This window comes from Micromonospora sp. WMMD712 (assembly GCF_029581295.1).
Lineage (GTDB): Bacteria > Actinomycetota > Actinomycetes > Mycobacteriales > Micromonosporaceae > Micromonospora > Micromonospora carbonacea.
In genome coordinates this window covers 3,253,216-3,273,007 of the sequence record NZ_CP120743.1, presented here as the reverse complement: position 1 = coordinate 3,273,007, position 19,792 = coordinate 3,253,216, and the positions used below count along the sequence as shown (strand labels likewise).

The window sequence follows — 19,792 nt, the reverse complement described above, 5'->3', positions numbered from 1 at the left end:
GCACGGGTCGCATGGCAAGCCCGAAGCGAACTCGATCGACGGACCAGGGTCGCATGAGGGTCAGGCGGATGTCAGCACGACCGAGACCGGGCCGCACTCCATCTCGAAACTTGCGAACACGGCCTCCGCCATCGGCGTGCCGGAGTCCTGACCGGCGCGCAGGGAGCGGTTCAATAGGGCTAAGAGGCTGTCGATGCCGGTCAGGATGGCTCGTCCAGGTACGAGCGCCGACTGAGAGTACGATCTCGCGCGATCGGTCATGCCGTTAAGGCACAGCAGTGCCCGGGCCTCGTCCCCGCTGCCGTCGTCGACAAGCATCTGTTGGACGACCGCGCTGGTGACCCGTTCGGGGGCGAGGATCAGCGAGCCGGTCCGGCCAGCGGGGAGCCGGAACTGCACACAATCGGCCATGGCCTGCACCTGGAGGTGGTATCGCTCCAAGAGGCTGGCCAGGAGGTCGATCACTTCCGGTAGATCCTCCGCCAGGCTGAAATCGGTGAAATAGTCGCCGTAGGAAGGCGCGTCGGGATCGTCGGCGACCGGTTTCTCACTCAGGCCCACCGGAAGCCGGGCCTGCAGTCGTTGCTGCCGGCGTTCGGCGGCGTCAAGCGCGTCCCGGGCGGCCTCGATCTCCACTTCCGTCAGGCCCAGCCGGGGCGCTGTCAGGAGATCCCGTAGCTCCTCGGGCTCCTCGTCGCCGGGCAGGGCGATCAGCCGTTCCCGGTGCAGCGCCTCGATGTGCAGGTTGAGAAGCGGAGTGAGCCATGCCGGGACACCTGACCACATCGCCTCGGAAAGCGGCCTCAGTCGCTGGGTGCGCGGTCCGGTGTCCCGGTGCCGCGCGAAATGGTCGGCGGCGCTGAGGACGTTGCTCACCTGGTCACATAATTGCTCGACGTCCGCGAGATGGAGCTCGACCCGGCGTACTTCCTTGGAGGCCCGCCCGCGACGCCGCCGCCGCTCACGCTCGTAGCGGGTGCCGGCCTCCACCCGTCCCTTGATGTCTGCGAACGGCACACCGTGCAGCCAGAGATAGGCGACGAGCGCGCGCAGCACCACATTGACGTCACCCAGCCCGTCCGAGTTTGCCAGAAGGCGGACCACGGCGCTCTCATCGCTGTGTCCCTGGTCGCACAGAACGGACTCCGGCAGGGGGCTGAGTGAGGCGTTGGGGTCGCGCTGCCGCAACTCACGAAGCAATTGCTCGTCGGCGGCGCGTCGCGCGTCGTGGCCGTGCGCACACAACGGCGCGATGAGGCAGCCGACCGATTTGGCCGTTTCCTGTTCGAGGTCGCCATGCGTCCAATCCGGGTCCCACGGCGACATGGAGATCCAGTTGAGCCGGCGTACTGGAATGCTGGTAGCCGCCACGGCGATCAGGTCGAGCATGCTCGCGCCGGAGACTGCCAGGTCGGCGAGCCGCTCCAGCACTGAGGCCGTTGACAACGGCAAGCTGTTGACGGCGACCGCCACACCCAGTGGGGAGGCCTTCCATCCGTGGGCATCCAGCTTCGCGACCAGCCCCCGGTCAATCAGCCGCTGCAACATGTCCTCCGCGCGGGGCAGTTCCCCGGGGGCCAGTTCCGCCAGGAGGGTTGCGTTGACAATCTCCTTCGCCCGGGCGGCGTGCTCCGACAGAGGCTGGCTCCGGCCTCGCGCGGTCATGTCCTGAAGCACCAGCGAAGCCATGTCGTTGCTGGTCATCCGGCTCGCGACCTCGGTACCGCCGTGCCTGGGCAGGATGAACCGCTGCCACAGGCCGTCGACGGTGCTGAGCGTCATCACGTCTGTCTCATCGTTGGGCCGGAGCTTGCGGTGTAGGTGTTCGGCGTCCTCCGTCAGCACCCAGGCGTCGCCGCTGCTGCTCAGCCCGAGCCGGCCGGCTCGCCCAATGCGGTTCTTCACGTCTCCGAGTCCTAGCGACCGGAGCTCTCCGTTGGGGGCGCCGGTGCTCACTGTGCAACTGGCGAGTACGACCGCGTCAACGGGCAGGTTCAGGCCGACGCTGAGCGTGTCAGTCGTCACCAGCACCCGTAGCAGCCCGTTGCGGAACTCGTCCTGAACGATTTCCCGGAGCGGGCGGGTGAGCTGCCGCGTGTGATAGGCGCAGCCGGTCATCAACGCGGTCTCGACGTCCTTCCTGGCACCGTGTGCGGCGGTACGGGTCAAGCGCTGGCGCCGCTCCTCTGCCACCTCCGTGGCGAGCGACTCGTCGCGGTATCGGCCGAACCGCCAAGGGTTGTTGCGCGTGCGCCGGACGGCACCGAACTCCAGGTCCATCGCGGCCTGGATCGCCTGGGCCAGCGAGAACGCACTTTTCCGCGACCGGGTGTACACCAAGATGCGAAGGTCGGAATTCTCCCTCAGTTTCTGCACGACCACCGCCGGTGCCAGCATGTTGCCGCCGCTGCTGGCACGGGCGAGGATGGAGTGCTTCGCACCGTCGTCCTTCGCCCAGTCCGACAACATCTGGGACTTCAGGTCCAACTGGGACTCTTCGATGCTGCCGCTGCTGGCGTCGTCCTCGTGGTCGCTGATGGCGCTGGTGTCGCGCAGCTTGCGCCACACGAAGCCGTCGTAGGCGCGGACGTCGAGCGACACTGGGCGCTCGGCGGTGTGCCGGTGCCGTTCCTGGTCGACGTCGAGCCATTCGGCGAGTCGCGCCCGGCTGTCCTGCGACAGCACCGCGCTGATGCCGATGATGGGCAACCGCGGGTAGTTCAGGCGGACTTTCGTCAGCATCGACTCCAGCCTCGGGCCACGCCCTTCGTCGTCGAGGTACTGCAACTCGTCGACGATCAGGACACGACAGCCTTTCAGCGGGTCCTGACCGCTGCTCAGGTAGGCATCAAGCGTCTCGTAGATCATGACCGCGACCTCGTACCGTCCCGAAGCCAGATCCTCGACGTTTTCGGGGTAGTCGCGACTTCCGCCCAGCACCCGGAACTGCAGTCCAGCGTCCATGAACCAGTCGGTGAGCTCGTCGACGACGTCGCCGACGAGCGCCTTGAGTGGCAGGGCGATGACCGCCCGGCGATTGCGGTGGCCTAGTTCCCGCCGTCCGACCACATATCCGGCGGCGAGCTGACCCAGAAGCGACTTGCCGCTGCCGGTCACGGCGCTGAGGAGCATGTTCTCGCCCGCGCCCAGGGCTTTGGCCAGGATCGGAATGGTCTCGGCCTGATAGCTCGTCAGCTGTGGGGTGCCGCTGTACCGCGCCAGCCGCCGCCGGGTCGCGGCGGCTAGGCTTGGCGGGAGCATCTGGTCAAGGCCGCTGAGCGAATCGACTTGTCCGAGCTGCTGCGGCACGGGCTCGATCGAACTGCCGACCCGGCGGACGATGTCCCGGGCGGCGAGCTGCTCGCCCTGAGCCCCCTTCGACCCTGCCCGGGTCCGGCGCAGCGCCCAGTCCTTGCGGCTCTTAGGAGTGTCATCGTTGGGGTAGATCCCCTGATTTGGCTTGTATGCTGCTTTTCCGACTGATTCCCGTCCATCCAGCCCGGCGAGCACCAGTTCGTACCAGCACCAGATTGATTCCTGCCTGATGCGCAGGTCGGTGTCGGAGGAGTTCGGTCGGAAACCGAACTCCTCCGACAAGTCGGTCAGCGTTCCGGCGATCAGCGCATGCAGCAGATGCCCTTTTGCGGCGACGTCGCCGCTCTTCCGCCAGACTTCCTCGAAAGCGGCGGCGCTCTGCGGGTGACGCTCAAGGAGCGCCGCGCGGCCCCGCAGAACCTGCGGGTGTTCCTCGGTGATGCCGGACGCCACCCGGAAGAACTCGTACTCCGCGAGCGACAGCAGCTTCTTTTGCACCGATGTGGTCTGTCCCAGGCGGATCAGTCGAGTGATCTCCCGGGCTTCGTTCAGCGCAACGGACAACGACTGCCAAGCCGTGTTCCATGCCAGGTCGTCCTTGACGGCACCGGGTGTCGCCGTGATGTCGTTGGTCATGTCCTTACCCCTTCGCGCAAGCCCGGTCCGATGAGACGCCGGGATCTGTCTCGTGCATGCGGGTCGCACAGGTCGCATGGCAACTTCTGACAGGACGTCTTGGTGAACGGGGGTCGCACGGAGGTCGCAAAGTTGACAACTCGTGGATAGGCGCCTTTGTGGGAGGCCCGCGTCACCACACGTCACGGCTCCTTGACCCTAGAGGGGGCGCGAGGTGGGCAAACCGTCCGACAGGTCGGAAATCGAGCACCCGATCGTCCTTACAGGACGCAATCGGGCTGGTGCTGGTGCCGCCCGAAAGCCCGAGTCCCTCAGGTGCTGGGGAACGCTTATCCGGACCTCAGGCCCGCTTCGCTGCCCTGGCCGGCGGCGTACTCTTGGCTCCCTTCGGTGAGCAGGGCGGCCAGGGTCGTGCGGTCCACCACCAGGGCGATCGCCCCGTCGACCGCCAGCCACACGTCGCGCAGCCCGGCGGCCACCCCGTGATAGCCGGCCACCTCGGCCGGCAGGCCGCGCACCGAGGTGAGCGACCCGCCGACCGCGCGCAGCACGTCCCCGACGCTGATCTCGGCGGCCGGCCGGGCCAGGGCGTAGCCGCCGTCGGTGCCCCGGTGGCTGAACAGCAGCCCCGCCCGCCGCAGGTCGAGCAGGATGCCCTGGAGGAAACTCAGCGGGATGGCCTGGCTCTCGGCCAGGGCCGCCGCCTTGACCAGCTCGCCGCCGGGCGCGGGGCGCGGGCTGCGGGCCGCGGCGGCGACGGCCAGCATGGCCCGGAGCGCGTAGTCGCTGCGCGCGGAGACGTACACGTCACTGCCCGGCCTGGTCCAGCACGCCCCAGCGGCGACGGATCGCCTGGTCCGCAGCCCCGAACGCGGCGTCGACCCCGAGGCCGACGACCAGGATGACGATCATCGTGGAGAGCAGCCAGGGCGCGTCGGCCAGTTCCCGTGCGTACGTCAGTTGCGCGCCGAGCGAGGTCTGCGAGATGCCCACCACGATCAGCTCGCCGGCCATCAGGCTGCGCCAGGAGAACGCCCAGCCCTGCTTGAGCCCGGCGACGATGGCGGGCAGGGCGGCCGGGGCGATGACGTACCGGTAGAGGTTGAGCCCGCGGGCGCCGAGGTTGCGCCCGGCCCGTTGCAGCAGCGGCGGCACGTAGTCGACCCCGCTGATCACCCCGTTGGCGATGGACGGGGCCGCGCCGAGCACCACGACGAAGAAGATGGCCTTCTCGCTCAGCTCGAACAGCAGGATCGCCAGCGGAAACCAGGCGATCGACGGCATGGTCTGCAATGCGGTGATCATCGAGCCGATGGCCGCCCGCAGCACCCGGAACCGGGCCACGGCGAGGCCGAGCAGCAGGCCGACGCCGACGGAGAAGACGTAGCCGAGGGCGGCCCGGCGCAGGGTGGTGACCAGGCCGTCCCAGAGCTGCGCCCCGCTGGCCTGGCGGACCAGCTCCTGCCAGACGGGGCCGGGCCCGGGCAGCGAGTACGGCGGCCAGATCTCCGCCCACACCACGACCTGCCAGGCGGCGATGGCGATGGCCAGCGCGGCCAGCTTCGGCCAGGTGGACGCCCAGATGGTGGCGGCCCGGGTGGTCGTCTTCTGCCGGCCGGCGATCTCCAGCGCGTCGAGGCCGGAGATCTCGGCGTCGGCGCGCGCCTCGGCGATCGTGTCACTGGCCATGGCGGCCCACCTCCGTACGGAGCCGGTCGGTGACGTCGGCGGCGATCGACGCGATCTCCGGGGAGTCGATGCGTCGGGGCCGGGGCACGTCGACCCGGGTGGAGTAGATGATCCGGCCGGGCCGGCTGGAGAGCAGGATGATCCGGTCGGCCAGCCGCGCCGCCTCCCGGACGTTGTGCGTCACGAAGAGCACGGTGAGCTTGCGCTCGGCCCAGATCCGTTCCAGCTCGTCGTGCAGGATGTCGCGGGTCATCGCGTCGAGCGCGCCGAACGGCTCGTCCATCAGCAGGACCGGGGTGTCCAGGGCGAGGGTGCGGGCGAGCGCGACCCGCTGCCGCATGCCGCCGGAGAGCTGGTGCGGGCGCTTGCGCCCGAACTCGGCCAGGTGCACGGTGCGCAGCAGCTCGGCGACCCGTTCCCGGCGCTGCGCCCGGGGCAGCCGGCGCAGCTTGAGCGGCACGTCGACGTTGCCCTCGACGGTGAGCCACGGGAAGAGGGCGGACTCCTGGAACATCAGGCCGGGGTTGACCCCGTCGCCCAGCTCGATCCGCCCGCTGCTGACCCTGTCCAGGCCGGCGACCAGGTTGAGCAGGGTGCTCTTGCCACAGCCGGAGGCGCCCACGAGGCAGACGAACTCGCCGGGGGCGACGTCGAGGGAGACCCCGTCCAGGGCGAGGACGGCGTGCTCGCCCTGCCCGTACACCTTGGTGACCCCGTGCAGCGCGACCGAGCCGGTCGCGCTGCGGGGCGTCGTCGTGGTCGACGTCATGGTTGGACGACCTCGGGCTTGCCCTGGTTCTTGAGCACCTCGTTGAGGTACTTCAGGTCGTAGAGCCCGTCGAGGCTGACCGGCTGGGTCAGCTCGACGGCGACCGCGTGGTCGAGACCGGCCTTCAGCGAGGAGGCGATGGGGTCGTTGGTGAACTCCAGCGTCGGCCACGCCTGCTTGATCAGCTTCACGTCGAGCGGCTTGCCGGTGATCTTGCCGATGTGGTCGGAGATGGCCTGCTGCGACTCGTCGGGCCTGGTGTTGACGAACTCGTTGGCCGCCACCTGGCCCTCGACCAGCTTCTTCACCACGTCGGGGTGGGCCTTGAGGAACTTGGTGGAGACGATCAGGTTGGTGATGACGAACTTCTTGTCCGGCCACAGGTCGCGCTCGTCGACGAGCACCTTGCCGCCGGCGTTGACCAGCCGGGAGACGAACGGCTCGGGCACCCAGGCCCCGTCGATCGCCCCGCTGCTGAACGTCTCCACGGTCTGTGCGTTCTCCTGGGGGACGACCCTGACGTCGCCGCCGCCCTCCTTGGTGGCGGTCAGGCCCTTCTCCCGCAGCCAGTAGCGCAGCGCCACGTCCTGCGTGTTGCCGAGCTGCGGGGTGGCGATCTTCTTGCCCCTGAGCTGCTCGACGGAGGTGATCTCCGGCTTGACCACCAGGGCCACGCCGCCGGACGCCGCGCCGGAGATCACCCGGACCGCCTCGCCCTTGGACTTGGAGAACGCGTTCACCGTCGGGTTCGGACCGATGTACGTCGCGTCGAGCGCGCCGGAGAAGATGGCCTCGATGGCGGCCGGGCCGGCGTTGAAGGTCTTCGTCTCCAGCTTGACGTCGCCGCCGAGCTTCTCGGCGAAGATGCCCTTCTCCACCCCGACGACCGCCGGGGCGTGGGTGATGTTGGGGAAGTAGCCCAGCCGGAGCGTGACCGGGCCGGAGCCGCCCGCGGCCGCGCCGTCGTCCTCGCCGCAGGCGGCGGTGGCACCCAGGGTCGCCGCGCCCACCACGGCGAGGGTGGCCAGGGTGACCGTCCGACGGAGGGGTAGCCGTCTCATCGTCTGTCCAATCCGCAGTATTCCTACTTAGTTGGTAGGAAGACTGGGGCAGGTGCTGGCCGGCGTCAAGGGCCGTCCACATCGCGGGATTCGCGCTCGAAATTATTCCCGTTTTTCCTACCTTCTTGCTAGGTTTGGTCGACGTGACCTTCCACTGGTTCCTCCCCACCTCCGGCGACGGGCGCCAGGTCGGCGCCGCCACCGTCACGGCCGGCGCGGCCCGGCACGAGCGGGCCGCCACCGTCGGCTACCTGGCCGAGGTCGCCCGCGCCGCCGAGGCGGCCGGCTTCGCCGCGCTGCTCACCCCGGTCGGTTCCGGCTGCCCCGACCCGTGGATCGTCTGCGCCGCCGTCGCCCAGCACACCGACCGGATCGGCCTGCTGGTCGCGGTGCGGGCCGGATTCGCGCTGCCCACGCTCGTCGCCGCCCAGGCCGAGGCGTTCCAGGCCGTCTCCGGCGGGCGGCTCGCGCTCAACGTCGTCACCGGCGGCGACCCCGCCGAACAACGGGCGTACGGCGACTTCCTCGACCACGACGACCGGTACGCGCGCACCGGCGAGTTCCTCGACGTGCTCCGCCGCACCTGGCGCGGCGTGCCGTTCGACTTCGCCGGCGCGCACTACCGGATCACCGGCGGCGGCCTGCCCGCCCCGCTGGCCGACCCGCCGCCCGTCTACCTCGGCGGGGCGTCCCCGGCCGCCGAGGCGGTGGCGGCCCGGCACGCCGACGCGTACCTCATGTGGGGTGAGCCGCCGGCCGCGGTCGCCGCCCGGGTGGCCCGGGTGCGGGCCCTGGCCGCCGAGCGGGGCCGCGCCCTGCGCACGGGCCTGCGGCTGCACGTCATCGCCCGGCCGACGGCCGGCGAGGCGTGGGCGGAGGCCGACCGGCTGCTGGCCGGGATGAGCCCCGGGCGGATCGCCGCCGCGCAGGCCCGGTTCCGCCGGATGGACTCCGTCGGCCAGGCCCGGATGGCCGCCCTGCACGGCGGGACCGCCGACGGGCTCACCGTCGCGCCGAACCTGTGGGCCGGGATCGGCCTGGTCCGCGAGGGCGCCGGCACCGCGCTCGTCGGCAGCTACGCCGAGGTCGCGGCCCGGATCGACGAGTACGCCGCGCACGGCGTCGACGAGTTCGTCCTCTCCGGGTGGCCGCACCGCGAGGAGGCCGAGCGGGTCGGCGCGGAGGTGCTGCCCCGGGTGGCCGCCGTCGCACCCGTGGGCTGAGCCGACGCGCTAGGGTCGACCCGTGGCGGCGCGGAGATCCAGAATTCCAGCGACGAAGTATCCGGTCGAGCGGTTCACCCTCGGCAACGGCCTGCGGGTGGTGCTCACCCCCGACCGGAGCGCACCGGTGATCGGGGTGGCGGTCGTCTACGACGTCGGCATCCGCTCCGAGCCCGAGGGGCGCACGGGCTTCGCCCACCTCTTCGAGCACCTGATGTTCCAGGGCTCGGAGAACCTGGAGAAGCTGGCCCACTTCCGGCACGTGCAGGGCGCGGGCGGCACGTTCAACGGGTCCACCCACCACGACTACACGGACTACTACGAGACGCTGCCGAGCAACGCCCTGGAGCGGGCGCTGTTCCTGGAGGCCGACCGGATGCGCGGCCCCCGGCTGACCGAGGAAAACCTGCGCAACCAGGTCGACGTGGTCAAGGAGGAGATCCGGGTCAACGTGCTCAACCGGCCGTACGGCGGGTTCCCCTGGCTGACCCTCCCGCCGGTCATGTTCGACACGTTCCCCAACGCGCACGACGGCTACGGCTCCTTCGACGACCTGGAGTCCGCCACCGTCGACGACGCGGCCGACTTCTTCCGCCGCTACTACGCCAGCGGCAACGCCGTCCTCGCCGTCAGCGGCGACGTCGACGTCGCCGAGGCCACCGCGCTGATCGAGCGGCACTTCGGCGACGTGCCGGCCCGGCCCGCCCCCGACCGCCCCGACTTCGCCGAGCCGGACCTGACCGCCGAGCGGCGCTCGTCGTACACCGACGCCCTGGCCCCGCTGCCGGCGGTGGCCTCGGCCTGGCGGGTGCCCGACCCGGTCACCGACTTCGCCGGCTACCTGCCCTACGTGGTGCTCGCCGAGGTGCTCACCGACGGCGACGCGTCCCGGCTGGTCGAGCGGCTGGTCCAGCGGGACCGCGCGGTGACCAGCCTCGGCGGTTACGTGGGCTTCATGGGTGACCCGTTCGACGTGCGCGACCCCACCGCCCTGCTGCTCCAGGCGCACCTGCCGCCCGGCGGCGACGTCGACAAGGTGCTGCGCACCGTCGACGAGGAGCTGGACCGGCTGGCCAGCGACGGCCCGGCCGCCGGCGAGCTGGCCCGCACCCAGGCCCGGATGGCCACCCACCTGCTGCGCGACACCGACGCGGTGCTCGGCCGGGCGCTGCGGATGGCGGTGCTGGAGCAGCAGCGCGGCGAGCCGGGGCTGCTCAACGACCTGCCCCGGCTGGTCGGCGAGGTCACCGACGAGCAGGTCCGGGCCGCCGCCGCCACCCTGCGGCCGGAGCGCCGCGCGTCCGTCGAGGTTGTTCCTGGGGGTGCCCGATGAGTGTGGCAGACGTGTCGCCGCGGGCGTTGCCGCCGCTCGGCCCCAACCGCAGGCTCAAGGTGCCGAAGCAGGCCGAGCGGAGGCTCGGCAACGGGCTGACCGTCATCGTGGTGCGCCGCCCGGCCGTCCCCCTGGTCGAGCTGCGGCTGTGGATGCCGACGGGCCGGACCCACCTGGCCCGGGGCGCGATGCTCGCGCAGACCATGCTCTCCGGCACGCAGTCGATGACCAGCGTGCAGATCGCCGCCGAGCTCCAGGCGGTCGGCGGCGGGCTGTCGGCCGGCATCGACCCCGACCGGCTGATGCTCTCCGGCGCGGGCCTGGTCACCGGGCTGGACCGGATGCTGGAGATCCTGGCCGACGTGCTGACCGGCGCGACGTACCCGGGTCAGGAGGTCGGCACCGAGCGGGACCGGCTGGTCGACCGCATCCAGGTTGCGCAGAGCCAGCCGGCCCACCTGGCCCGCACCGCCCTGCTGCGCCGGGTCTACGGCAAGCACCCGTACGCGGTGCAGACCCCCGAGCCGGAGCAGGTGCGCGCGGTCCGGCCGGCGGCGCTGCGCCGGCTGCACGCCGAGCGGGTCCACCCGGCCGACGCGGTGCTGGTGCTGGTCGGCGACGTGCAGCCCGAGCGGGCCCTGGACGCCGCCGAAAAGGCCCTCGCCGCCTGGAACGGTGGCGGCCACACCGCCGAGCTGCCGCCCGCCCCGCCGCTGGAGCCGGGCCCGCTGCTGCTGGTCGACCGGCCCGGCTCGGTGCAGTCGTCGCTGCGGATCGCCCTGCCGGCGGTGCCCCGCACCCACCCCGACCACGCCGCGCTGCAACTGGCCAACCTGGTCTTCGGCGGCTACTTCTCCTCCCGCTGGGTGGAGAACATCCGGGAGGACAAGGGCTACACGTACGGGCCGCATTCGCTGGTCGAGCACTCGGTGGCCGGGTCGGTGCTGATCGCCGGCGCCGAGGTGGCCACCGAGGTGACCGGGCCGGCGCTGCTGGAGACGACGTACGAGCTGGGCCGCCTCGCCACCCTCCCGCCGAAGCCGGACGAGCTGGAGCAGGCCCGCCAGTACGCCCTCGGCACCCTCCAGCTCGGCATGTCCACCCAGGCCGGGTTGGCGTCGCTGACCAGCGCGTTCGCGGGCAGCGGGCTGCGCCTGGAGTTCCTCGCCGAGCACGCCGCCCGGCTGGCGAAGGCCACCGTCGACGACGTGGCCGAGGCGGCCCAGCGCTACCTGGCCCCGACCGGGGCGGTCACGGTGGTGCTCGGCGACGCCGAGCGGATCGCCCCCGCGCTGTCGGCCATCGCCCCGGTCCGCACCGAGCCGGTCCGGCCGTGACCGCCGTGGGCGGGCCGCACCGGGGCGGGGGCGGGGAGACCGCCCCGCCGCTGGCCCGCTCCACCCTGGACCGGGCCGCGCACCGGCGCACCGACCCGCAGTGGCTGGCCGAGGCGTGGGAGCGGGCCCGGGTCCTGGTGCTCGACTCCGCCGCCGACGGCCGGGCCCTGGTCCGCGCCGGGGCCTCCCCGCCGGAGCTGGTGCTGCTCGGCTCGGGCGAGCTGCCCGAGGTGCCCCGCTCCGTGCCGATGTTCCTCGGCGTCGAGCCCGACGGCGTGCCCGTGTTCGCGGTGGACTCGCCGCTGCCGGAGCTGCCGGGCACCCGGGCGGTGGGCCTGCGGGAGGTCGGGCACCTGCTGCTGGACCGGGACGCCGGCATCTTCACCGCCGCGCTGGCGCTGACCAACTGGCACGCCCGGCACGGCTTCTCCTCGGTCACCGGCCAGCCGACCCGCGTCGACGAGGCCGGCTGGTCCCGGGTGGACGAGACCGGCGACCGGGTCTGGCCGCGCACCGACCCGGCGATGATCGCGCTGGTGCACGACGGGGTGGCCGGGCCTGAGGGCGCCTGCCTGCTCGGCAGCAACGCGGCCTGGCCGCGCACCGGGGGACAGCGCCGCTTCTCCTGCTTCGCCGGCTACGTGGAGCCCGGCGAGTCGGCCGAGGACGCCGTCGTGCGCGAGGTCGGCGAGGAGGTCGGGGTCGCGGTCGGGAACATCACGTACGCGGGCAGCCAGTCCTGGCCGTTCCCCGGCTCGCTGATGCTCGGCTTCGTCGCCCTGGCCGACCCGGCGCAGCCGGTGCGCGTGGACCCGACGGAGATCGCGTACGCCCGCTGGTTCACCCGCCGGGAGATCGGCGCGGCGCTGGCCGGGCGGCCGGTTACCGTCGACGACGACGGCGAGCACCTGCTCCTGCCCCCGCCGTCGTCGATCGCCCTCTTCCTGATCCACCGCTGGCTCGACGGCCACTGCTGACACCGGCTCGTGGTGGCACCGGCTCCTGCTGACGGCGGCCCTGCGGCGACGGCCGCGGACGCGCCGGGTGCCCGACGCTCGGCCCGCGGGGGCAGCTCGCCGTCACCCTGAGTCGCAGAGCCCGCCTGCGTGGCCCCGGGCGGCAACCCTGCGTTCCGTCCCCTTTGCTCTGCACCCGGATCCGCAACGGTTGCCGATAGTAGTGGAACCATCTGGTCGCCGCCGGCCGCCCTTCTGCAAGGCCGCTGCTGCCATGGGTGCTGCGTGGGTGGGTGCAGAGCAAAGGGAGCGCGGGAGTGTGGCGGGGGTCGAGAGGCGTGACGGAGGGTGAGATCGACCAAAGCGCGGGAGCGCCTCGGTCGTCAGTGCGGAGAGTGAGCGGCGTGGGAGCCCGGTCAGCAGCGTGCCGGGTCCAGCAGCGCGCCGGGTCCAGCAGCGCGCCGGGTTAGGCGGGGCCGGGCTCAGCGGGGGGTGGCGTCGTCGATCGGCAGGACCTTGACGCGCTGCCTGCCGCGGCGGACCGCGCCCACCGTGGACAGGGCCCGGGCCAGCAGCAGGGCGGCCTCCCGGTCCTCGGCGTGCACCACCTGGCGGCGCGGCTCGGGGGAGACGGTCTCGTCGCGCACCCGGCCGCCGCCGGCCCAGGCGACCGCGATGTCGACGTCTGCGGCGGCACGGATGTCGGTGCGAACGATCAGGAACCGCATGGTGGTCTCCGATGCGACGGTGACGGGCGGCACTCGGTGGAAGTTCCACGTCACTCTGTCGACACATGTTACGCCCGACCGGCGTCCCAGCAAGTGGAACGAGGCGTTCGGCGGCCCGGATCCCCCGATCGGATGACGGCGCGCCGACCCTGGTCGCGGGCCCGGACACGGATCGGGGCCGCCGGCACGGGCCGGCGGCCCCGATCGGGCCGGGACGGTCAGCTCAGGTCGAACTGCCCGTTCTTCGTGCCGGCGAGGAAGCCCGCCCAGCCGGCGCGGTCGAAGAGCAGCACCGGGCCGCCCCGGTCCTTGCTGTCCCGCAGCGCCACGGCCGCCGGGCCGCCGCGCAGCGGGGCCACCTCGACGCAGTTGGAGGTCTGGCTGCGGGTGCTGGTCCGCCAGGGCGCGTCGGCCAGCCGCCGGGCGAGAACGGAGGACACGTCGGGGATCTCGTTCATGGTCTGCTCCTGATTGGACTGTACCGATGGAACGAGTGGCTGCGCGCGGCCGGGCGGGCCGGGTCCGGCGTCGCCTCGGCGGGTCACCGATCCGTCAGGCGGTCGGAGTGCCGGCGGCGTTGGGCCGGCGCCGTTGCCGACCCGTTGGCCGCCGTGGACGGGCCTGCCGCCTCGGCCAGCCGCCCCGCCGCCTCGAAGAGCCAGGAGGTGGTGTCCGCTGCGGAGAGCGCCGCCGAGCGCAACCACTCGAAAGCCACTTTATAGGCATTTAGGGTGTTTGCCTCGGTCGACATGGCGTTGGTGAAGCCACCTTCTATCGCCAACGTCTCCGGATCGAGCGGGTCGGCGAACCGGTAGATCGAGAACGCCGTCGGCGGGAGGTACCAGTTGCCGATCGGGGTGTCCCGCAGCAGCACGTGCAGGGTGACGTGCGGCAACACGGCCAGCTCGCAGAGTTGGGCGAGCTGTTCCCGCAGCACCTCCGGCGGGCCGGCCCGCCGGCCCAGCGCCGACTCCTCCAGCACCGCCGTGTAGCGCGGCGCGTCGTCGGGGTGGCTCAGCAGCGACTGCCGGGCCACCCGGGCGGCCACCTCGTCCTCCGGCGACCCGACGTGCTCCGACTCGCCGGCCCAGAACTCGACCTGGCGGGCGGAGACGATCCGCAGCCGGGCGTACCCGATGGTCTGCAGCAGCCCCGGCACCAGGACCGGGTTGTACTCCAGGATCTCGGCGCAGCCCGCCTCCAGCTCGGCGAAGCTCCGCTGCTGCGGGGTCATCACCGAGTATCTGCGCAGCCAGCCCCGCATGTCCCCGGCCTCGCCGGTGATGCCGAGCAACTCGTCGCGCTGCGCCTCGGTCACGCCGAAGAGGTCGAGCAGGGCGGCGACGTCGGCGGGGTCGGGACGGCTGCGGCCGTTCTCCAGTCGGGACAGTTTCGACGCGGATGCCCAGCCGACCCGCGCGATGACCTGGTCACCGGTCAGGCCGGCGGCTTCGCGCAGCTTACGCAGCTCAAGGCCCAACCTGCGGCGGCGCAGCACTGGGCTCGGTCCGGTAGGAGGCACGGTGTCCTCATCTCCGTCGACCGCCGCGGGACGCGACGGTAACTGTATGAAATTCGCCCCCCACGGTCAGTATGGACGGCGCGGCCGGTGTCGGGAGCCTCCGACAGGCGCGTGTCTTCCAGAAACCGTCCCGCCCGACAACCGAGAACCCCCCTCCCCGCCCCGAGAAGAGGAACCCGATGCGCACCGTCCTGGGTCGCCCCGACTTCCGCCTGCTGTTCGGCGCGCTCCTGGCCAGCATGGCCGCCGAGTCGATCCTGCTGCTCGCCCTCGCGATCTGGGTCAAGGACCTGACCGGCTCCGACGGGCTGGCCGGCGCGACCATCTTCGCGATCATCGCGCCGATGATGCTCGCGCCGCTGGTCGGCTGGGTCGTCGACCGGTACCCCCGGCGGCCCTTCTTCGTCGCCGCGAACCTCGCCACCGCCGCCCTGCTCACCCCGCTGTTCGCGGTCTCCCGCCCCGGCGACATCTGGATCATCTACGTGGTGGCGGGCCTCTACGGGCTGTCGTACCTGACGCTGAGCGCGGCCCTGGCCGGGCTGATCCGGCAACTCGTCCCGGTCGAACTGCTGGCCGACGCCAACGGCGTGCTGCAGACCGTGCGACAGGGACTGCGGCTGGCCGGCCCGCTCGCCGGGGCCGCGCTCTACGCCGCCGTCGGCGGCTGGCTGCTGGCCGGGCTGGCGATGGCCGGCTTCGTCACGGCCGCCGCCGTGGTCGCCCTGCTACGCGCGCCCGAGGACGCGCCCGCCGACGGCGGGTCGCGCTGGACGGCCGAGCTGGGCGCCGGGCTGCGGCACCTGGTCGGCGAGCCGGCGCTGCGCCGGGCCCTGCTCGGCTACGGCCTCGGCTCGCTGGTGATGGGCTTCACCGAGTCGCTGATCTTCGCGTACGTCGATCAGGGCCTGCGCCGCGACGCCGCCTTCGTCGGCGTGCTGGTCACCGTGCAGGGCCTCGGCGGCCTGGTCGGCGGCCTCTTCTCCGCCGCCCTGGTGCGCCGCGCCGGTGAGGTCGGCGCGCTGGCCGTCGGGGTGACCCTGTTCGGTCCCGCCGCCCTCGCCCTGGCCTACCCGGCCCTCTGGCTGGGGTTCGCGGCGCTGCTGCTGGCCGGGCTCTCGCTCCCGCTGATCACCGTGGGCCTCAACACACTGATCCAGCGCCGCACCCCGGCGGGCCTGCTGGGCCGGGTGGTCGCGGCGGCGGAGGCGCTGGTCAGCGGCCCGCAGGCGGTCTCCATCGGGGCCGGCGCGCTGCTCGTCGGCGTGCTCGACTTCCGGCTGCTGTTCGTGCTCGTCGGCGTGGTCACCACCGGGGCCGGCGTCTTCCTGTGGCGGGGCCGCCGGCTCTCCGCGCCGCCCGCGCCCAGCGTGCCCCGCATCCCGCTGCAACGCCGGCCCGCCCCGCCCGCCGGGTCCGAGGCCGAGCCGCAGGTGGCGCGCCCCGCCCGCTGACGCGCGGAGGTGGCCGCCCCCGACCTCGGGGCGGCCACCTCCGGACGGACGCGGGGTCCGGTCAGCCGGGCAGGCCGGCGAGGTGCTGCTTGACCTGGGTGATCGACGGGTTGGTGAGCGCGCTGCCGTCGGCGAAGCGCAGCGTCGGGACCGTCTGGTTGCCGCCGTTGACGCTCATCACGAACTCGGCCGCCTTCGGGTCCTGCTCGATGTCGACCACCTGGTAGGCGATGCCCTCCCGGTCGAGCTGCGACTTGAGCCGGTGGCAGTAGCCGCACCACGGGGTCGAGTACATCGTCAACATGATCGCGTCCTCCAAGGTCCGTTCCGCCCGTCCGGTCAGGCCAGGCTAACCGCTGCAACATCCGGGAGAGCTGAGATGATTCCTCGCTGTGGGGGTTCACTCAGGCTCGGAACGGGTGCTCGCCGGGCTGGATCCGGAGCAGCGCGCCGCGGTGACCGCCCCGGCCGGCCCGGTCTGCGTCCTGGCCGGCGCCGGCACCGGCAAGACCCGCGCGGTCACCTCCCGCATCGCCCACCGCGCCCTGACCGGCGAGGTCTCCGGGCGGCACGTGCTCGCGGTGACCTTCACCGCCCGCGCCGCCGCCGAGCTGCGGGCCCGGCTCACCGCGCTCGGGGTCGGCGGGGTGCAGGCGCGCACGTTCCACGCCGCCGCGCTGCGGCAGGTGCGCTACTTCGCGCCCCGCCTGCTCGCCGGGCGGGCCATGCCGGAGCTGCTGGACAGCAAGGCGCGGATCGTCACGCTCGCCGCCGCCCGGGTCGGCCTGCGTGCCGACCGGGCCGCCGCCCGGGACCTGGCCGGCGAGATCGAGTGGGCCAAGTCGTCCCTCGTGGAGCCGGGGGAGTACGTGGCCGCCGCCGCCAAGGCCCTGCGCGACACCCCGCACGAGCCGGCGAAGGTGGCCGAGGTCTTCGTCGCGTACGAGAAGCTCAAGCGGGCCAACGGCGTCATCGACTTCGAGGACATGCTGCGCGCCGCGGTCTGGGGCATCGAGGAGCACCCCGACGTCGCCGAGCAGGTCCGGGGGCAGTACCGGCACTTCGTGGTCGACGAGTACCAGGACGTCAACCCGTTGCAGCAGCGGCTGCTGGAGGCGTGGCTCGGCGGCCGGGACGACCTGACCGTGGTCGGCGACGCCAGCCAGACCATCTACTCGTTCACCGGGGCGACCTCGGCCTACCTGGTCGACTTCCCCCGCCGCCACCGCGGGGCGACCGTGGTCCGGCTGGTCCGCGACTACCGCTCCACCCCGCAGGTGGTCGGCCTGGCCAACGCGGTGATCTCCCAGGCCCGGGGCACCGAGGCGCGGCTGCGGCTGGAGCTGGTCGGGCAGCGCCCGCCGGGCCCCGAGCCGGAGCTGCGGATCTTCACCGACGAGCCGGCGGAGGCCGCCGCCGTGGCGACCCGCTGCAAGGCCCTGGTCGACGCCGGCACCCCGGCCCGGGAGATCGCCGTGCTGTTCCGCACCAACGCCCAGTCCGAGGCGTACGAGAAGGCGCTCACCGAGGCCGAGGTGCCGTACGTGGTGCAGGGCGCCGAGCGGTTCTTCGAGCGGGCCGAGGTGCGGCAGGCGATGGTGGCGCTGCGGGCCGCCACCCGTTCGATCCCCGGCGAGACTCCGCTGCGCGACGCCGTGGTGGAGGGGCTCGCCGCCGTCGGCTGGGCCCCCGACGCCGCCCCGGCCGGCGGCGCGGCCCGGGAACGCTGGGAGGCGCTCGCGGCCCTGGTGCAGCTCGCCGAGGAGCACGCGGCCAGCCCGCCCGTGCTGCCGATCGGCGAGGCCGCCGCCGTGCAGCGCCTCGTGACGCTGGCCGACTTCAACGACGAGCTGGCCCGCCGCGCCGCCGCGCAGCACGTGCCGACCGTCGAGGGGGTGACCCTGGCGTCCCTGCACTCCGCCAAGGGCCTGGAGTGGGACGCCGTCTTCCTGGTCGGGCTCTCCGAGGGCACCCTGCCCACCACGTACGCGCGCACCGCCGAGCAGGTCGAGGAGGAACGCCGGCTGCTCTACGTCGGCATCACCCGCGCCCGGGCGCAGCTCTGGCTGTCGTACGCGGTGGCCCGCTCGCCGGGCGGCCGGGCCCGGCGGCCGTCGCGGTTCCTGCCCCAGCTCGACCGCTCCGGCGGTCCGACGGAGCGGGCCGGCGCGGCGACGCCCCGGCGGGCCGAGCGTCGCCGCAACCAGGTGGTGTCCTGCCGGATCTGCGGCGCGACGCTGCTCGCCGGCCCCGACCGCAAGCTCGGCCGCTGCCCGACCTGCCCCTCGGACATCGACGAGGAGCTGTACGAGCGGTTGCGCGACTGGCGGGCCCGGGTGGCCGCCGCGCAGAAGGTCCCCGCGTACGTGGTCTTCACCGACGCCACCATCACCGCGCTGGCCGAGCGGCGGCCCGGCCGGGCCGAGGAACTGGTCGCGATCGCCGGCATCGGCCCCCGCAAGATCGGCCTGTACGGCGAGCCGGTGCTGGCCCTCGTGGCCGGCGCGGCGATCGACGAGGTCTGCCCCGAGAAAACTTTGAAAATCGACCCGTAAATTCGTTTGCCCTCGCCCCGGGGCGAGGAATAGCCTCAGGGCACACCTCGCGAGCAGCGCCATTCCGGCTGCTCACGGGGGTGGAGACCCAGTCGGCATCGAGGAAACGTCAGGGAGGTGGCACCAATGGAGATCTACACCAACGAGCGTCCGCTGGCGCTGCCCGCTGCCGTCGCTCCGCTGTCGGCTGTCCGGGTGGTCCCGGCCGCTCGACCGTCGGCTCCGCAGGCGCACCAGGTCCGGGTTCAGGCCGAGCTGAACCTGACGGTCGCGCCGCTCACCGGAGCCGAGGGGACCAGTGGCTTCACGGGCATGGACATCGAGGGCGCCAAGCAGGGCACCGATGTCCGCGGCGTTCCACCTCGAGGTAGACCGGTCTGATCACCAGACCAACCGGCTCACCTCGAGGCCGCGGAACCCGCTACCGGGATCCGCGGCCTTAGTTTTTGCCCCGCCGAAGTACGTCGGCAATCCGATCCACGAGATCGAAGTGAGAGAGAGGTGACCGGGAGATGAGTCTGGCGTTGGCCCCCGTCGACCTGAGCGTCGAGCTGGAGGCGAACCTGCCCTGCCGGAAGTTCGACCCCGACCTGTGGTTCTCCGACCAGCCCGCCGAGCTGGAGTTGGCCAAGTCGCTCTGCGGGGACTGCCCGCTGCGCGTCGAGTGCCTCGCCGGCGCGGTGGAGCGGGCCGAGCCCTGGGGCGTCTGGGGCGGCGAGATCTTCGAGCGTGGCGCGGTCGTCCCGCGCAAGCGGCCCCGGGGCCGCCCGCGCAAGGAGGACGTCGCGCGCGACGCCGCACTGAAGGTCGAGGCCGAGGCGCGCCTGGCGGCCAGTGGGCTGTCCACGTCGCGGCACGCCGTCCGGTTGGCTGCCTGACACACCCGATCCGCACCATCCCGCCGGTGTCCACCGGCCCGAGCAAATCAGAGAAGGTCGATACCCATGCTGCACATTCCCCACGGCGCCGTCGAGCTGCAACTACTCCACGAAGCGTTGTCCCGGGCCCGAATGCCCCGGCCTCAGGCCGGTCGCACCACCACGAGCACTGAGGCAACCCGCACCACCCGAACCGCCCGTACCGTCGCGATGAACAGTCGCAACCAGTCGGCACGCGACCTGGGCGTCCACTGACCGATCACCACACCCGCGCGGGGCGGGTCGGCCGCCGGCCGACCCGCCCCGCGTCGTCGTGCCGGGGCACCGCCACCGGCC

Annotated in this window: 17 protein-coding genes; 8 read left to right on the top strand and 9 right to left on the bottom strand. The window is 72.5% G+C overall.

What is annotated here, in order from left to right:
• Nucleotides 1–60: 60 nt before the first annotated feature.
• The 5 genes from O7633_RS13905 to O7633_RS13885 all read right to left on the bottom strand — a co-directional run bounded on the left by O7633_RS13905 (nt 61) and on the right by O7633_RS13885 (nt 7,470).
• Nucleotides 61–3,951, bottom strand: a complete 3,891-nt coding sequence (locus tag O7633_RS13905; RefSeq protein ID WP_282328121.1) for a DEAD/DEAH box helicase — start codon at nt 3,949–3,951, stop codon at nt 61–63.
• Between the two features lie 329 nt (nt 3,952–4,280).
• A complete protein-coding gene (locus O7633_RS13900; RefSeq protein WP_282328120.1) occupies nt 4,281–4,757 on the bottom strand; it encodes an Rrf2 family transcriptional regulator in 477 nt (158 codons plus the stop codon).
• Nucleotide 4,758: 1 nt separating this feature from the next.
• Entirely contained in the window at nt 4,759–5,640 is an 882-nt protein-coding gene (locus O7633_RS13895) for an ABC transporter permease (RefSeq protein ID WP_043965819.1), read from the bottom strand.
• The gene (locus tag O7633_RS13890) at nt 5,630–6,409 is read right to left on the bottom strand and encodes an ABC transporter ATP-binding protein (protein WP_282328119.1); all 780 of its coding nucleotides are present in this window, start codon (nt 6,407–6,409) and stop codon (nt 5,630–5,632) included. The genes O7633_RS13895 and O7633_RS13890 overlap by 11 nt, the downstream gene beginning before the upstream one ends.
• Nucleotides 6,406–7,470: an ABC transporter substrate-binding protein gene (locus O7633_RS13885; protein WP_282328118.1), complete on the bottom strand. Its 1,065-nt coding sequence runs from the start codon at nt 7,468–7,470 to the stop codon at nt 6,406–6,408. The genes O7633_RS13890 and O7633_RS13885 overlap by 4 nt, the downstream gene beginning before the upstream one ends.
• Before the next feature lie 143 nt (nt 7,471–7,613).
• Between O7633_RS13885 and O7633_RS13880 the strand changes: the two genes are divergently transcribed.
• Genes O7633_RS13880 through nudC form a run of 4 tightly spaced genes read left to right on the top strand, consistent with a single transcriptional unit; the run spans nt 7,614 to nt 12,340 of the window.
• Complete coding sequence (locus O7633_RS13880; RefSeq protein ID WP_282328117.1) at nt 7,614–8,693, top strand: LLM class flavin-dependent oxidoreductase; 1,080 nt, start codon at nt 7,614–7,616, stop codon at nt 8,691–8,693.
• Nucleotides 8,694–8,715: 22 nt separating this feature from the next.
• Nucleotides 8,716–10,026 carry a pitrilysin family protein gene (locus tag O7633_RS13875; protein ID WP_282328116.1) on the top strand — a complete coding sequence of 437 codons (1,311 nt, stop codon included), beginning with the start codon at nt 8,716–8,718 and terminating at the stop codon, nt 10,024–10,026.
• Entirely contained in the window at nt 10,023–11,363 is a 1,341-nt protein-coding gene (locus O7633_RS13870; protein WP_282328115.1) for a pitrilysin family protein, read from the top strand. Before O7633_RS13875 ends, O7633_RS13870 begins: the two co-directional genes overlap by 4 nt.
• A gap of 5 nt (nt 11,364–11,368) precedes the next feature.
• Complete coding sequence (gene nudC / locus O7633_RS13865) at nt 11,369–12,340, top strand: NAD(+) diphosphatase (protein WP_278136247.1); 972 nt, start codon at nt 11,369–11,371, stop codon at nt 12,338–12,340.
• Between the two features lie 461 nt (nt 12,341–12,801).
• Here the strand turns inward: nudC and O7633_RS13860 are convergent, their stop codons facing one another.
• The 3 genes from O7633_RS13860 to O7633_RS13850 form a co-directional block, all read right to left on the bottom strand.
• Nucleotides 12,802–13,047, bottom strand: coding sequence for a hypothetical protein (locus O7633_RS13860; RefSeq protein ID WP_282328114.1), 246 nt, complete (start codon nt 13,045–13,047; stop codon nt 12,802–12,804).
• A gap of 218 nt (nt 13,048–13,265) precedes the next feature.
• A complete protein-coding gene (locus O7633_RS13855; RefSeq protein ID WP_074472658.1) occupies nt 13,266–13,505 on the bottom strand; it encodes a DUF397 domain-containing protein in 240 nt (79 codons plus the stop codon).
• An 83-nt stretch (nt 13,506–13,588) separates the two neighbouring features.
• The gene (locus tag O7633_RS13850; RefSeq protein ID WP_074472659.1) at nt 13,589–14,569 is read right to left on the bottom strand and encodes a helix-turn-helix transcriptional regulator; all 981 of its coding nucleotides are present in this window, start codon (nt 14,567–14,569) and stop codon (nt 13,589–13,591) included.
• A gap of 179 nt (nt 14,570–14,748) precedes the next feature.
• On the opposite strand from O7633_RS13850, the gene O7633_RS13845 reads away from it, so the two are divergent.
• On the top strand, nt 14,749–16,023 hold the full coding sequence (locus O7633_RS13845) for an MFS transporter (protein ID WP_282328113.1): 1,275 nt from the start codon (nt 14,749–14,751) through the stop codon (nt 16,021–16,023).
• 61 nt (nt 16,024–16,084) lie between these two features.
• On the opposite strand, the gene O7633_RS13840 is transcribed toward O7633_RS13845, so the two are convergent.
• Complete coding sequence (locus tag O7633_RS13840; RefSeq protein WP_043965836.1) at nt 16,085–16,327, bottom strand: mycoredoxin; 243 nt, start codon at nt 16,325–16,327, stop codon at nt 16,085–16,087.
• 88 nt (nt 16,328–16,415) lie between these two features.
• Between O7633_RS13840 and O7633_RS13835 the strand changes: the two genes are divergently transcribed.
• The 3 genes from O7633_RS13835 (at nt 16,416) to O7633_RS13825 (ending at nt 19,456) form a co-directional block, all read left to right on the top strand.
• On the top strand, nt 16,416–18,578 hold the full coding sequence (locus O7633_RS13835; RefSeq protein WP_282328112.1) for an ATP-dependent DNA helicase UvrD2: 2,163 nt from the start codon (nt 16,416–16,418) through the stop codon (nt 18,576–18,578).
• A 126-nt stretch (nt 18,579–18,704) separates the two neighbouring features.
• Nucleotides 18,705–18,959: a hypothetical protein gene (locus O7633_RS13830; RefSeq protein ID WP_282328111.1), complete on the top strand. Its 255-nt coding sequence runs from the start codon at nt 18,705–18,707 to the stop codon at nt 18,957–18,959.
• Nucleotides 18,960–19,090: 131 nt separating this feature from the next.
• Nucleotides 19,091–19,456 (top strand): WhiB family transcriptional regulator, encoded by a 366-nt coding sequence (locus O7633_RS13825; protein WP_074472662.1) that lies wholly within the window; start codon nt 19,091–19,093, stop codon nt 19,454–19,456.
• The last annotated feature ends 336 nt before the right edge of the window (nt 19,457–19,792 follow it).